The sequence below is a fragment of the Streptomyces sp. NPDC016309 genome, from assembly GCF_043077235.1.
GTDB lineage: Bacteria > Actinomycetota > Actinomycetes > Streptomycetales > Streptomycetaceae > Streptomyces.
Map to the genome: position 1 here is coordinate 91,441 of NZ_JBIBSG010000007.1, position 14,084 is coordinate 105,524.

Consider the following 14,084-nt stretch of genomic DNA (forward strand, 5'->3'; position numbering starts at 1 on the left):
TGGGTCACCGGAGAGCGAAGACGAAAGGTGTACGGCGGGGGGTGATCACCGCCGGTCTCCTCGGTCTGCTGATGGCCGGTTCCGTCGTGTCCGCCCCGGCCGGCCTCGCCGCCGCGCCGCCCGCGGCACCGCGCGCCGGCGACCGGGGCCCGGGCCCGGACGGCGACCGGGACGCCGGCGCGGGGACGGAGGGGGCGGAGACGGCTTCGGGTACGGGGGCGGCCCCGGCCACCGGCGCCGGCACCGGGCCCGGCAGGGACGCCGGTTCCGGCCCGGCACCCGCGTCGGGGCTGGAGCGCGCGGAGCCGGGACCGGGCACGGGACCGGGCACGGGGACCGCGGCGGCGACCGCGGCGGCGACCGCCGTGGGGGCGTACCTGGACTACGGGCCGCGCGGCATCCACCGGATGGCGGGGCTGAGCAAGTGGCTCGGCGGCACGGAGCTGCGGGTCGGGCACACCTACCTGCCCGGCGACGTGTGGACCAACATCGAGGGGCGCCCCGGATTCCTGGAGCACTGGGCCGAGTGGCGCAAGGCCGGCAAGGACCGGCTGTTCGTCCTCAACGTGCCCATGCTGGAGCGCAACGAGAGCCACCTGCCGGACCCGGTGGTCGGCCAGTTGCTGCGGCTGGGCGCCGACGGGCGGTTCGACCGGCACTTCCGGGCGCTCGGCGAGCGCCTGGTGGGCCTCGGGGTGCCGGACACCGTCCTGGTGCTCGGCTGGGAGATGAACGGCATCACGTACTCGCACCGCTGCGGCCCCGACCCGGAGGCCTGGAAGGCGTACTGGAAGCGGATCGTCACCGCCATGCGCGCGGTACCGGGCCAGCGGTTCCGGTTCGACTTCGCACCCAACCGGGGCCGGGACGCCGTGCCGTGGACCGAGTGCTACCCGGGGGACGACGTCGTCGACATCATCGGGATGGACTCCTACGACCAGCCCCCGGGCGAGACGTTCGACGAGCAGGTGGACCAGCCCTACGGGCTGCGTCACCACGTGGAGTTCGCCGCCGAGCACGGCAAGCCGATCTCGTACCCGGAATGGGGGCTGTTCCGCAACGGCGACAACCCCGAGTACATGCGGCGCATGCTGGAGTGGATGGACCGGCACAGGCCGCTCTACCAGACGATCACGGACTACTGCCCGCACGGCGTCTGGCAGTGCGAGGAGAACCCGAAGGCGTCGGAGGTGTTCCGCGCGAAGCTGTCCGGCAAGGGCGACCCGACGAAACCCACCCCGGAACCGGAACCGAGGCCGGAGCCCGAGCCCGAGCCGCGGCCCGAACCGGAGCCGCGGCCCGAGCAGCCGGGCTGTACGCCGCTGGACCTCGGGGAGTGGGTCGAGAAGTGGCTCGGACGCAAGCTGTGCGTACGGTTCGAATGGCGGCGGCACGTCACCTCCTGAACCGGCATCGTCCGGGCCGTCACTTCCTGAGCCGTCGCACCCAGGTGCGGTCGCGCAGCCGGTCCGCCGCCCAGCGGCGGCCGGCCGCACAGCCGGCCAGCAGCAGCAGCGGCACCGCCGTGCGGCGCCGGGCCAGCAGCAGGCGCTGGTTGACGGCCGGTTCGGGACGCCAGTGGCTCTTGTACGGTTCGCGGCCGCGCAACAGGCTGAGCCTGGCGCGGCCGCTGGCGCTGCTCTCCCGGGCGCCGTTGCGCAGCAGCAGGGTCGCCACGTCCACCTTGCTGTCGCGCAGCAGCGGGTCCGCCCCGTACAGATAGCCGCCGGACAGCAGCGGCGACATCAGGGTGAGGTCGGCGGCGACGACGTCCCCGGCCATGCGGAACTCGGTCACCATCGCGTCGCCCGACTCCACCATCGACCGCACCGCCCGCTGGAGGTGCTCGGCGAACCGGGGCCTGAGATGCTCCGGCGTCACCCCGCGGTCCGCCCACTGGCGCTGGTGGAGGTCCAGCAGCCGCCGGAGGGCGCCGGGGACCTCGGCGGCCGGCACGACGTGCTCCTCGATGCCGAGCCGGTCGAGCTTGCGCAGCTTCGAGCGGGCCCGCTGGGCGCGGGAGGACGGCAGCCGGCCGACGAGCTCGTCGATGGGGGCGGCGGGCAGCTCCATGCAGACCGAGTCGGGCAGGCGGTGGCGCGGGCCGCGCCAGAGCGCGTACACCCGCTGGGCCGCGGCCTCCGCCCGTACCTCCCGGAGGTCGATCACGGCGGTACGGGCCAGCCGGCCGAGCGCCGCGGTCAGGACGGGCACCGCCCCGTCGGCGTGGGCGTCGTCGACGAGCACGTCGGAGTAGTCGGTGATCGCGCCGCCCAGGTGCGTCAGCACCGGCAGCGGTCCGCGCACCCGCCGCAGGGGGGCCGCCGCGACGAGCCGGCCGTCCCGGCGCACCAGGACGACCCGCAGGCATCCGGGGGTGCCGTACGACACCCACCAGGAGTGCAGCCAGGAGTGCGACTGGAAGGGGGTGGCCGTGGCGCACTGCCGGTACAGGGCCGCCCACTCCCCGGCGAGCCGGCCGAACTCCCCGTCGTCCCGGCAGACGGTGACCTCCCAGGTACCGGGCCGGGTCATACCAGCGCCTCCTGCTGGGCGACGGGCCCCGGCACGGACCCCGGGCGGCCCCCGTACCCGTACCGCTCGCCGCGCCGGGCGGGGCGGGGCCGCACCAGCAGGGCGAGCCCGCCGAGCAGCCCGCCGGCGCAGCCGCCCACGAGCAGGGACAGCGGCACCGACGGCGAGACCGGGTCGGCGGGCGTGACGGCCCGGGTGAACTGGAGGACCTTCACACCGGTGCTGCGCTCGGTGTGGGAGCCCTTCTCGACGAGGGCCCTGGCCACGCTGTCGGCCATGCCCGCGGCGGTGGCCGCCTCGGGGGCCCGGGCCGTGATGGCGATCATCGGGGCGTCGGGCGAGGTCGCGGTCTGCACGCCCGCTCGCAGCGTCTCGGCCGGCACCCCGGCGGCGACCTGGGCGTCGCCGACCACCGCGATGTCGGTGGCGACCCGTCCGTACGCCTGCGCCAGGCCCATCGCGCCGGCCGGGTCGGACTTCGCGGACGGGACGACGATGACGTAGCTGGTCGCCGCGTACTCGGGGGTCGTGAGCAGGCCGTACGCGCCACCGGCGAGGACGCCCAGCAGCGCGGCGGCCGGGACGAGCCATCGGCGGCGGGTGCGCCTGAGGCGGGTGAGCCAGCCGATCGCGCGGCGTACGGCAAGGGACTGGGTCGTGGTCATCGACAACTCGCTCCGTCGTAAGGGCCGTGGTGCGGGCCTTCCCGCAGGCCGGGGTGGAGGCCGTGGTGAAGCCCGTCGTGGAATCCGTCGTGCAGGCCGTCGTGCAGGTCCCGGTAGAGGGACGTCAGCAGCCGGGCGCTGCGGGCGATGTCGTAGCGGTGGACGGCCGGGGGCACGGGCAGCCGTTCGCGCGGGACCGTCTCCAGGGCGGCGGTCACCTCGTCGACCGTCCCGCCGATGCGGCGCGCTCCGGGCGCCTCGGAGGGCGGCAGGTCGTCGAGGGCGGGGCAGGCCACGTACCGGACGGGCAGTCCGGCCGCCAGCGCCTCGACGATCGCGAGCCCGAAGGCCTCGTCGGGGGACGTCGACACGAACACGTCCATGGCCGACAGCAGTTCCGGCAGGCCGTGGTCGACCGCGCCCGCCCACACCACCCGGTCCGCCGCCCCGCACGCGCGGGCGGTCCGCTCCAGCGGTTCCCGCTGCTCGCCGTCCCCGACCAGCAGGAGCCGGGTGTCACCGGGCAGCGCGGCCACCGCGCGGACCAGCGTGTCGAACCGCTTGCCCGCCACCAGCCGCCCGACCCCGCCGACGACGTACGCGCCGGGTGCGAGGCCCAGCCGCCGGCGGGCCGTGTCCCGGGCGGCCGGGTCGTACGCGAAGCGCCGCACGTCGACGCCGTTCGGCACGACCCGGATCCGGGCCGGGTGCACCCCCCACGCGACCAGGCGCCGGGCGACCGTGCCGGACACGGCGACCGTCGAGGTGCCGAGCCGTTCCCCGGCCAGGTACAGCGCGCGTGCCCCGGCGCTCAGGCGCCGGCCCTCGATCTGCGCGGCGCCCAGGGAGTGCTCGGTGGCGACGACCGTCCGCACGCCGGCGAGCCGGGCGGCGAGCCGGCCGTACAGACACGCCCGGTACAGGTGGGTGTGGACGACGTCGAAACCGCCGTGCCGGACGAGGCGGGTGAGACGGGGCAAGGCGGACAGGTCGCGGTTGCCGCGCATGCCCAGGTGGGTGACGGGGAAGCCGTCGGCCCGCAGGGCGTCGGCGACGGGACCGGGGTTGGTGAGGGTGACGACGCTGCTGCGGACGCGGTCCATGTGCGGCAGCAGCAGGCGCAGTTGCTGCTCGGCGCCGCCGATGCCGAGTCCGGTGATGATGTGCAGGACGTTCAGGGCGCTCATGACGCGGGTACCGGGGCGACCGCCACCGGGGCGCGCCGCGCCCGGTGCAGCCGGCGCTTGGCGTGCAGCCGCCAGGCGGTGTCGCGCTGCCCGATGTGCACCCGGGGCAGGGCGAACACCCCGCTCAGCGGGCCGGGGTCGATGGCGGCGGCGTAGGTGTAGCCCGCCGCGCGGGCGGCGCGGACCGTGCGCTCGTCGACGTGCCCGTACGGGTAGCAGAAGCCGTCGGGGGCGGTGCCGGTGAGCGTGCGGAGCCGTTCACGGCTGCCGGCCGTCTCCTGGGCCAGGACGTCGTCGGGGGCGCCGGGCAGGGAGATGTGCAGCAGCCCGTGCGAGGCGACCTCCATGCCGGCGGCGGCGCAGCGGCGGACGCCGTCCTCGGTGAGCAGCGGTTTGCGCGGGCCGAGGGCGTCCCAGTCGTTGGTGTCGCCGAGGCGGCCGGGGAGGACGAAGACGGTGGCCGTGCACTCGTGGCGGCGCAGGACGGGGACGGCGTTGTCGAGGAAATCGGCGTACCCGTCGTCGAAGGTGAGGCCGACCAGGCCGCGGGTGTCGCCGTGGCGGGCCGCGTACAGCAGCAGTTGCCGCAGGCCGACGCCGCGCAGGCCGTGGTCGCGCAGCCAGCGGAGCTGCTCGTCGAGGCGGGCGGGGGAGACGGTGACCTGGTAGGGGTCGTCGTCCGTGGTGTCGTCGACGGAGTGGTACATCGCCACCCACAGGGGGATTCTCTGCTGGTTCATGAGCGGGCCTTCGCAAGCCGGTGGAAAGGGTTCGCGGAACGGAGGAGGGCGGGGACCACCGGGGCGCGCAGCGCGCACGCGGTGGCGGTGAACGCGGCGGTGGTGGCGGCCGCCGCCGCGGTGACCGCGAGCAGCGCCGGGCCGGTCGCGCACCACCATCCGGCGGCGGTGCCGACGGCCGCGGCGGCGGTGAGCCGGGCCAGTCCGCCGGTCAGGCGCCGGGCGTCGAGGGGGATGTGCCGGCGGCGCAGGCCGAGCAGCAGCAGGGCGGCGGTGAGCGTGATGCCCAGGGCGTTGGCGGCCGCGATGCCCGGGGCGCCCCAGGGGCCCGCCCACGCCCGGCCGGCGGCGGCGGTCACGGCGATGCCGGCGAGCATGGCGGCGGCCGGGTACCACAGGGGGCGGGCGGCCGAGAAGTAGCAGCGCACCAGGGCGCCGACGAGTGTCTGACCGAGGAGCCCGAGGGCGTAGACGCGCATGACGGTGGCCGTGGCGGCGGTGTCCGCCGCGTCGAACGCGCCGCGCTGGAAGAGCAGGTGCACGAGGGCGGGGGCGGCGGCGACGACGGTCGCGGCACCGACCAGGACGATCACCCCGGCGAGCAGCAGGTCGCGCTCGGCCCGCCGCCCGGCCGCCCGGGCGTCGCCCGCCGCGAGCGCCCGCGCGACCACCGGGAAGCTGACCGTGCACAGCATCAGCGAGAGGACCATCGGCAGTTGGGCGACCTTCTGCGCGTAGTTGAGGTGCGAGATCGCCCCGGCGGGCAGCGGCGCGGCGAGGAACCGCTCGACCAGGACCTGCGACTGACGGCTCACCGCGAACACCACCACCGGCGCCACCGCGGCCAGCACCGGCCGCCCCACGATCCCGCCCGCCGGGCCGTCCGCCGGTGTGCCCGCCGGGCCGTCGGTACGGGCACGACCGGCGGGGCCGTGCCGGGGGCGGGAGAGGACGTGCCAGAGGGAGGGGGCCTGGACGAGGACCATCAGCACGCCGCCCGCCGCGACACCGGCCGCCGCCGCGCGGACACTCCACCCGTCGGGGCCGAGGAGGACGACCGCCGCGATGATGCCCGTGTTGTACGCGGTGTAGATCGCGGCCGGCGGGAGGAACCGCCCGTGCGCGCGCAGCGCCGCGCTGAGGTACCCGGCGAGGGCGAAGGTGAGCAGGCAGGTGGCGGTCAGCCGGGTGCAGTCGATGGCCAGTTGCCGCTCCGGCAGGCCGGGGGCGAGCAGGCCGACGAGCCACGGGGCGGTGAGCGCGAGCAGTCCGGCTGCCGCACCCGTGCCGAGGGCGACCTGCGGGAGGGTGGCCCCGACGAGCGCGTGCACGGGGTCGGGACGGGGGCCGGGGCCGGGCGGGGCGGGGTCCGCGCGGCGGGCGAGCGCGGCGGCGAAGGCGGGCACGAGGACGAGGGCCATGCCGTCCTCGATCAGCAGGGTGGCCGCGAACTCCGGGACGGTCCAGGCGACGAGGAACGCGTCGGTGGCGGTGCCCGCGCCGAACGTGCGGGCGAGCAACTGGTCGCGGAACAGCCCCAGCAGGGCGCCGAGCGCCGTCAGCGCGGCCGTGAGCGCGGCCGCCCGGGCGAGGAAGCGGCCGGACGGCGCCCATCCCGGTGCCTCCGCCTCCGCCCCCGGCCGCGCGGCCACCCCGGTCCCCCGGGCCCCCTCACCCACGCGGCACCCCCGCCGCGCGGATGCCGGCCCCGGACGGAGCGGCAGGGGCGGTGGCCGTCCCGGGGGCGGCGGTCCCCTGGGCGGTGCCCCTTCCGGCGACGGCCCCGGGAGCGGTGGCGGTCGCGGGGACGGTGCCGCCGGACCGGCGGGTGGCCGGCCCGGGCGCGGCGGAGTCCCCGGCGGGGGCCGGGGGCGGGCCGCCCTGCGGGTGGACGGTCCGGGCGGGGGCCGTGGTCGCCGCCGGGGCGAAGGACCACCAGGCGGCCAGGCCCAGCACGAGGGCCGTGAGCACCGTCGCGGGGCCGCCGATGTCGGCGTACGCGAAGTCGACGAGCTGCCAGACCAGCAGGCCCACCGCGACGGGGCCGCACTCCGGACCGTTCCCGCGGGTGTCCCACAGGCGGCGGAGGGCGCACGCCAGCAGGGCGAGCCAGCCGCCCGCGACGGTCAGCAGGCCGAGGAGGCCCTGCTCGCCCAGGACCAGCAGGTACATGTTGTGCGGCGACAGCAGGGGCTGGCGCTGGAAGCCCTGCCCGGCGCCCGCGGTGTCGCTGCCGGACGACAGGGCCAGGGAGGCGTGGCCGTCCCGGTACTGGGGGAAGCCCTTCAGCCCGACGCCGGTGAGCGGTTCGGCGCGCCACATCCCGGCGGCCGCGGCCCACATGGTGTACCGGTCGGTGACCGACCGGTCGGGGGCGGCCGTGACCCGGGAGATGCTGGCGACCCGTTCCTGGACCATCTGCGAGCCGACGCCCAGCCCGGCCACCAGGACCACGCCCAGCGCGCCGGCCGCGAGGCCCACGCGCGCGGCCCGCCGGAGCCCGCTCAGCACCAGCAGCAGCGCGCACGTCGCCACCGTCGCGATCCAGGCGCCCCGGCTGAACGACACGACCAGCGGGACGGTCAGCAGCCCGCCGCAGAGCAGGGCCGCCGCCCTGGCCCGGCGGCCCGGCGCGCCGAGCGCGATCCCGGCGGCCGCGACGATCCCGTACGAGACGACCGTCGCCATGCCCATCACGTCGGTCGGCCCGAAGGTGCCCACGGCCCGGACGTCCTCGCCCATGTACGAGGCGCCCGTGCCGGTCAGGTACTGCACGACGCCCAGCCCGCCCTGGGCGAGGGCGAGGCCGATCACCGCCCAGGTGACGACGGCGAAGTCCCGCCGGTCGCGCACCAGCAGCACCACGGCCGCCGGGACGAGGACGAAGACCTGGAGGTACCGGGCGACGCCCGGGAGGCTCGCCGCCGGGTCGTGGGACGCCACGGCCGCGGCGCAGATGCCCAGCACCGGCAGGCCCAGGACGGCGGCGGCCGTCGGGGTCAGCGGCCGCGCCCGGTCGCGGACCGCCCGTACGGCGCAGAAGGCGACCAGGACGGCGGAGGCCGCGTCCGCCGGGGTGCCCGTGCCGGTGGCGCCGGGCGGCGGCGGGACGGCGAGCAGCACGACGACGGCGAGCAACGGCGCCAGCGGCGCCCACCTGCGGACCGGCATCAGCTTCCCGCCGGCCGGATCAGCGAGGCGGCGGTGCGCAGCAGGATGCAGACGTCCTGCCAGAGCGACCAGTGGTCGATGTAGTGGTTGTCGAAGCGGCACCGGTCCTCGATGGAGGTGTCACCCCGCAGCCCGTGGACCTGCGCGAGCCCGGTCAGCCCGACGGGCATCCGGTGCCGCGCGGCGTAACCGGGGTGGACGCGGCTGAACTTGGCGACGAAGTAGGGGCGTTCCGGGCGCGGCCCGACGAGGCTCATGTCGCCGCGCAGCACGTTCCAGAGCTGCGGCAGCTCGTCGAGCGAGGTGCGGCGCAGGAACGTCCCGACGGCGCTCATCCGCTCGTCGTGGGCGACGCTCCACCGGGTGGCGGCCTCCTCGTCGTCGGCGGGGCGCAGCGTGCGGAACTTCAGCAGCGTGAACAGCCGGCCGTCCTGGCCGACACGTTCCTGCCGGAAGACCACGCCGGGGCCGTCCGACAGCCGGATCGCGGCCGCGCACAGCAGCAGGAGCGGGGAGAGGGCGGTGAGCATGAGCCCGGCGACCGTGACATCGAGGAGCCGTTTGGGCAGCCGGCCGCGGTGGGCGGCCGGCGGGTCCAGGCGCCGGCAGGCGTGGCCCCACAGGTGCTGGCCCATCGGTGTGGGCCCGGTGCCGCCGTCGCCCTCCGCCACCAGGCGGCCGACGCAGCCGTAGTGGCTCAGCAGGGCGACCAGGTCGGGTGGCGCGGTGCCGGTGAACACCGCGTCGCGGACGCTGTTCTGGATGACGGCCCGGTGGATCTCCTCGGGGGTGGTCAGCACCGGCAGCGCCGAGCCGGCGGTGGCGGGCGGCCGGTGGGTGGCGACGACGCCGACCGGCCGGATGCCGTACTCGGGGTGCCTGGTGAGCGTGGCGGCCAGCCGCTGCGCCGCGTCGACGGGGCCGACGACCAGCGCGGAGCCGGGGTGCGCGCGGGCGGTGGCGCGCCGCCGGTGGTGCAGGACGGCGCGGCAGGCGCACACGAAGGCCAGGTGGACGGCGTACGCGGCGCCCAGGGTCGCCGGGCCGAGGGCGCGCTGCGGGGACTGCGCGGCGAGCAGCGCGGCGGCCGCGCACCAGGCGGTCGCCGCCCGTCCGGCGAGGGCGGGCAGTTCGTCGAGTACGGAGGCGACGACGCCGGGCCGGTAGAGGCCGGCGTACGCGTCGAGGGCGGCCAGGCACGCGGTGAGCTGCATCAGCAGGGCGGCGCTGCGCTGGTGGGGGCCGAGGAGCAGCGCGGCGAGCAGGACGGCGGCGCAGTCGGCGGCGACCAGGGAGGCGACGAAGGGCGGCGCGGGGACGGGGCGGCGCGGCGGCAGGGCCACCCGGTCCGCGAGGCCGGCCCGCCCGCGCGGTGGTACGACGGTGGTGCCGGCCGGACTGGTGCTTTCCGTGGTCACTGGGGGATCGGCTCCCTGAGCTCGTGGCGCGGCGCGGCGGTCACCTCGCGGTACACGTCCGCGATGGCAGCGCCCGCGCGCCGCACGTCGAACCGCCGCTGTACGTACCGCTGGGCCTGACGGCCCAGGGCTTCACGGAGGACCGGCCGCCGGAGCAGCGCGCCGAGGGCGGTGCCGAGGGCGGCCGGGTCGCCGGGGCGTACCAGGCAGTGCGTCTCGTGACCGGGCGGCAGGCTCTCGCGGGCGCCGTCCACGTCGGTGAGGAGGACGGGGCGGGCGGCCGCCATGGCCTCCAGGGGCGCGAGGGCCATGCCTTCCCAGCGGGACGGCTGGACCACCAGGTCGGCGGCCCGGTACCAGGGCGCCGGGTCGGTGACGGCGCCCGCGAAGGTGACCGCGCGCTCCAGCCCGCCGTGCCGGGCGGTGGCGCGGAGGGCGTCGGCGTCGGGGCCGTCGCCGACCAGGACGAGCCGGGCGTGCGGGACGCGGTCGAGGACGGCGTACCAGGCCTCCAGGAGGGTGTCCTGGCCCTTCTGGCGGCACAGGCGCCCCACGCACACCACGAGTGGTGCGGTGGCGGGCAGTCCGAGGCCGGTGCGGGCGGCGGCGCGGCCGGGTCCGGCGGTGAAGCGCTGGGCGTCCACACCGTTGTGGACGACGGTCCAGGGGGCCCGTACGCCCGCCTGCTCGCCGCGCCGCCGTTCGGCCTCGCTGACACAGATGACCCGGTCGGTCCAGCGGGCGGCCCAGCGTTCCCAGCGCCTGGCGAGCGCGCCGGTCAGCCCGTCGACCGCCTCGAACGACCAGGCGTGCGGCTGGTAGACGGTGGGCACCCGGCCGCGCACGGCGATCCGGGCGGCCAGGCCGGCCTTCGCGCTGTGCGCGTGCACCAGGTCGGGGCGTACCAGGTCGACGAGCTCGGTGATCCGGCGGCTCTCGGCCACCAGCCGGGGGCCCGGCTCGCGGCCGGCCCGCCAGGGGTGGACCTCGGCGCCCCGCGCGGCCGCCGCCACCGCCAGCGGCGTGCCGGGCGGACAGGCGACGGCGACCCGCATTCCCAGGTCCACCTGCGCACCGACCACGTCGGTGACCACGCGGGCCACCCCGCCGTCACCCGGCTGGACAACATGCAATGCGGTGAGTGGGGAACGCACGCGTGACCCTTTCTCCTTCTACGACTTCTCCGCAGCTTTCTGCGAAGCGGGCGGCGGTGAGGGTGTCGACGGAATCGGATCAGTCGGCTGGTTCGGCGGGATCGACGGATACGGCGATTTCCGGCGCTCGGCGAATGTCAGTGGCGCGCGGTATTCGGGCGCGGCCGCACTGCAAGAACCTCTGAATTCCCCATACTGGTTCTCCGCTTTGACGAGTGGGACCGCGTCCAGCGAGACGTACGTTATAACTCAACAAACACGACCAGAAGCACGCGAAACACCGCCGGAGCAACTTCCCGATTTTCACCCCGCGTTGACGGTGCGGCGTGTCGCGCGCGGGCCGCGGCCGGCCGCTTCACCCATTCGGTCCCGCAACCGCCGAAATCCTGCGGCGTTGTTGGTGTAGCCGGCCACGTCGGCCGCCGTGCCTCACCAACCTAGGAGTTCCTCACCATGTCCCGTATCGCGAAGGCAGCCGTCCTGACCTCCGCCGTCGCCGCGTCCGTCGCCGGCGCCACCGGCGTCGCGCACGCCGACGCCGACGCGGACGCCGCGGCCGTGAAGTCCCCCGGCGTCATCTCCGGCAACGTGGTCCAGGCGCCGATCCACGTCCCGATCAACCTGTGCGGCAACACCATCGACATCATCGGTCTGCTGAACCCGACCTTCGGCAACGTCTGCGTCAACGACTGACACGGCGGACCGCACCGGCAGCCGGGCACTTCGGAAGTGCGTCACCCTCCGGGGGTGGCGCACTTCTCTGCTGTGCGGGGAAAGCCGTGCCACTCCATCGGCGGCGCGCGGCCAGGGGCGGGGGGCGGCACGGCGGGTCCTTTTCGCCCAGGTCAGAGGGTGCCGTTCACCCGTCGGGCCCCTTCTCGGTTGGCACGCATGCGTTTGCGGGCCGCACCGCCCGGACTCACGGTGATGTCACGTTCCCGACGCGTCACTGGAAGGACAAGGCATGCGTCTCCTGACACCCCGCCGTGTGGCGGTCACCGCACTCTGCGCCGCGCTCACGCTCGGTACGGCGGGACCCGCACTCGCCCATTCCACTCCCCGAGCCGCCGCGCAGCAGGCCAGGACGCCGGCGGACATCGGCGACATCCTCGGTTCGATCGGCGGCGTGCTCGACTCCGTCCTCGGCACCGTCACGGGCACCGGCAGCACCCAGGCGATGCCCTCCTCCGAGATGAACCAGCAGATGAAGGACCTCACGACCGCCATCGAGGCGCTGCGCAAGGCCGTGGCCGAGTCGAAGACGAACACGAACACGAGCACAGCGAACACGGTGAACCCGTCGAACCCGGCGAGCCCGGACAGCGGCACGAACACCGGCTCCACCGCCCCCCGGACGCCGGTCGACGACGTCACCCCGGACGCGGCGGGCGACCTGGACGCGCTGGACGGGGCCGACTCCCCGGACGGAGCGGACGCGGACGTGGACAAGGCCATGGACGCCATGGACAAGGCGATCGACAACCTGGTCGCGGCCGCCATGAAGGGTCAGGCGGTCACCTCCGCGTCCCAGGTCCAGACGGCCACCCAGGCCCTGATGGACGCCATCATGCGGGACGTCGCCAAGAGCGCGCCGACGACGGGGACGAACACCCTCCCCGCCACCACGCTGCCCGCCGCCACGCTTCCGGCCGCCACGCTTCCGGCCGCCGCCCGCTAGCCGCACGCGACCGGCTCCAGAGGACGCCCCGCCCCACCTCCCGACGGCCGTGCCGCCCCGGTTCCCCGCCGGGCCGACACGGCCGCCGGCCCGTCTCCGGCACGCCCCCGGCATGTTCATCGGAAGATAGGACTGGTGCGTATCGATCGGGTGCAGTGCCGAGAATTCCCGGCTGACGGAGTTTCCCCCGCGCGGAGGGCTCGTTACAGAGGACAGAGCGCCGCACAGGTGATCCCAACGTGCTTGTGCCGAGCGCGAGTTGCAGCGAACAGACGCCAGTCCCAGGAAGGACTCACCCAATGAAGCCCACCAAGGTTGCTGCGGTCGTCGCCGGTTCCGTGATGGCTCTGGCCGCGGCGACGCCGGCCTTCGCCGCCGAGAGCCTCACCCCGTCCAGCCTCAACGGAGGAGTCGAAGCCCTGGGCAAGCGCGGACTGACCGAGGCCGTCCCGAGCGACGCGGTGGGCAAGGTGACCGACGGCAAGGCCGTGGACAAGGTGCAGGACACCGCCGGCGGTCTGGCGCCCGCCAAGGACGCCGCCAAGCCGCTCCTCGGCGGCCTGCCCCTGGGCAAGTAACCCACCCGGCACCACCCCTGGTGGTGCCCCCGGCCGTGCGCCGGGAAAGCGGTACCGCGTGTACGACGCTGCCGGGGCCGACGGGAAACGACGTTTCCGTCGGCCTTTCGGCTTTTCGGCGTTCGGCGTTCGGCGTTGGCGTTCGGCGTTCGGCGTTCGGCGTTCGGCGTTCGGCGTTCCGGACGTCAACACCGGTACGGCCGCACTGCTGCAACCAGGCGAATTCTGACGCGTTTTTCGGCGCGTGCTCGTTCTTTTGGGCAGCACCACCGTACTCACAAGCCCGGGAAGGCGTACGCAGCAATGAACCTGAAATCTCAGGCCGGCATGGGGATTGTCGTCACGTGCCTCGCATCGGCGGCCATGGCGTCGCCCGCGGCGGCGGCCGCCACCGTACCGGTCGCGCCGGTGGACGTGCCCCTGCACGGCCTGGGCACCGTCCTCCCGACGGACACGCCCACCCTGCGTACCGGCGTCCCGATCCCCCTGCCGGGGGCGCCCATGGGGCTGACCGAGCGCGGCGAGGGCCGGGTCCAGCCGCTGACGCTGCCGCAGCTCCCGTTCACGGCGGGCGTGCCGGAGACGCTGGTCAGCGCCCCGCTGCCGGAGGCCGTGGAGGGTGAGCCGACGGGTCAGGCGCTGGTCGCCGCGCCCGCCTCGACGCTCCGGGCGACCACGCCGGGCGCGATCCTCGGCTCCCCGCTCACGCTGCCGCGCGCCGAGTCCCTCGGCATGCCGGGCGCCGAGCTGCCCCCGGTGGGCTTCCTGCCGCCGGCCGTCTCGGGCGCGTTCGACTCGACGCTGGGTCTGGCACAGCCGCAGGTCTGACCCCCGGCCCCCGGCCCCGCCCGTCCTTCCTCCCCCGCTCCCGCCCCCGCGGTTCCTCCTCCGCACGTCCCTCTTCCGTCCCCTGCACGCGTCCGAAAGGGCGAACCCGGTGCCACGACCGGCTGTTGGA

General features: G+C 75.7%; 13 protein-coding genes. 5 read left to right on the plus strand and 8 right to left on the minus strand.

Features of this window, described 5'->3' with window-relative positions; genetic code table 11:
- Window positions 1–41 precede the first annotated feature (41 nt).
- Window positions 42–1,406: a glycoside hydrolase family 26 protein gene (locus ACF068_RS19010; protein ID WP_392275403.1), complete on the plus strand. Its 1,365-nt coding sequence runs from the start codon at window positions 42–44 to the stop codon at window positions 1,404–1,406.
- Window positions 1,407–1,425: 19 nt separating this feature from the next.
- Here the strand turns inward: ACF068_RS19010 and ACF068_RS19015 are convergent, their stop codons facing one another.
- Genes ACF068_RS19015 through ACF068_RS19050 form a run of 8 tightly spaced genes read right to left on the minus strand, consistent with a single transcriptional unit; the run spans window position 1,426 to window position 10,870 of the window.
- A complete protein-coding gene (locus ACF068_RS19015; RefSeq protein ID WP_392275404.1) occupies window positions 1,426–2,535 on the minus strand; it encodes a GNAT family N-acetyltransferase in 1,110 nt (369 codons plus the stop codon).
- Window positions 2,532–3,200: a lipopolysaccharide biosynthesis protein gene (locus ACF068_RS19020; RefSeq protein ID WP_392275405.1), complete on the minus strand. Its 669-nt coding sequence runs from the start codon at window positions 3,198–3,200 to the stop codon at window positions 2,532–2,534. Before ACF068_RS19020 ends, ACF068_RS19015 begins: the two co-directional genes overlap by 4 nt.
- The gene (locus ACF068_RS19025; protein ID WP_392275696.1) at window positions 3,197–4,378 is read right to left on the minus strand and encodes a glycosyltransferase; all 1,182 of its coding nucleotides are present in this window, start codon (window positions 4,376–4,378) and stop codon (window positions 3,197–3,199) included. Before ACF068_RS19025 ends, ACF068_RS19020 begins: the two co-directional genes overlap by 4 nt.
- A gap of 5 nt (window positions 4,379–4,383) precedes the next feature.
- Window positions 4,384–5,127 (minus strand): polysaccharide deacetylase family protein, encoded by a 744-nt coding sequence (locus ACF068_RS19030; protein ID WP_392275406.1) that lies wholly within the window; start codon window positions 5,125–5,127, stop codon window positions 4,384–4,386.
- A complete protein-coding gene (locus ACF068_RS19035) occupies window positions 5,124–6,806 on the minus strand; it encodes a lipid II flippase MurJ (protein WP_392275407.1) in 1,683 nt (560 codons plus the stop codon). The genes ACF068_RS19030 and ACF068_RS19035 overlap by 4 nt, the downstream gene beginning before the upstream one ends.
- On the minus strand, window positions 6,799–8,298 hold the full coding sequence (locus ACF068_RS19040) for an O-antigen ligase family protein (RefSeq protein WP_392275408.1): 1,500 nt from the start codon (window positions 8,296–8,298) through the stop codon (window positions 6,799–6,801). Before ACF068_RS19040 ends, ACF068_RS19035 begins: the two co-directional genes overlap by 8 nt.
- On the minus strand, window positions 8,298–9,716 hold the full coding sequence (locus ACF068_RS19045) for a sugar transferase (protein ID WP_392275409.1): 1,419 nt from the start codon (window positions 9,714–9,716) through the stop codon (window positions 8,298–8,300). The genes ACF068_RS19040 and ACF068_RS19045 overlap by 1 nt, the downstream gene beginning before the upstream one ends.
- The gene (locus ACF068_RS19050) at window positions 9,713–10,870 is read right to left on the minus strand and encodes a glycosyltransferase (RefSeq protein ID WP_392275410.1); all 1,158 of its coding nucleotides are present in this window, start codon (window positions 10,868–10,870) and stop codon (window positions 9,713–9,715) included. The genes ACF068_RS19045 and ACF068_RS19050 overlap by 4 nt, the downstream gene beginning before the upstream one ends.
- Window positions 10,871–11,323: 453 nt before the next feature.
- Between ACF068_RS19050 and ACF068_RS19055 the strand changes: the two genes are divergently transcribed.
- The 4 genes from ACF068_RS19055 to ACF068_RS19070 all read left to right on the plus strand — a co-directional run bounded on the left by ACF068_RS19055 (window position 11,324) and on the right by ACF068_RS19070 (window position 13,954).
- The gene (locus tag ACF068_RS19055; RefSeq protein ID WP_392275411.1) at window positions 11,324–11,563 is read left to right on the plus strand and encodes a chaplin; all 240 of its coding nucleotides are present in this window, start codon (window positions 11,324–11,326) and stop codon (window positions 11,561–11,563) included.
- 271 nt (window positions 11,564–11,834) lie between these two features.
- Window positions 11,835–12,548: a hypothetical protein gene (locus ACF068_RS19060; RefSeq protein WP_392275412.1), complete on the plus strand. Its 714-nt coding sequence runs from the start codon at window positions 11,835–11,837 to the stop codon at window positions 12,546–12,548.
- A gap of 299 nt (window positions 12,549–12,847) precedes the next feature.
- Complete coding sequence (locus ACF068_RS19065; protein WP_392275413.1) at window positions 12,848–13,126, plus strand: hypothetical protein; 279 nt, start codon at window positions 12,848–12,850, stop codon at window positions 13,124–13,126.
- A 363-nt stretch (window positions 13,127–13,489) separates the two neighbouring features.
- On the plus strand, window positions 13,490–13,954 hold the full coding sequence (locus tag ACF068_RS19070) for a hypothetical protein (protein ID WP_392275414.1): 465 nt from the start codon (window positions 13,490–13,492) through the stop codon (window positions 13,952–13,954).
- The last annotated feature ends 130 nt before the right edge of the window (window positions 13,955–14,084 follow it).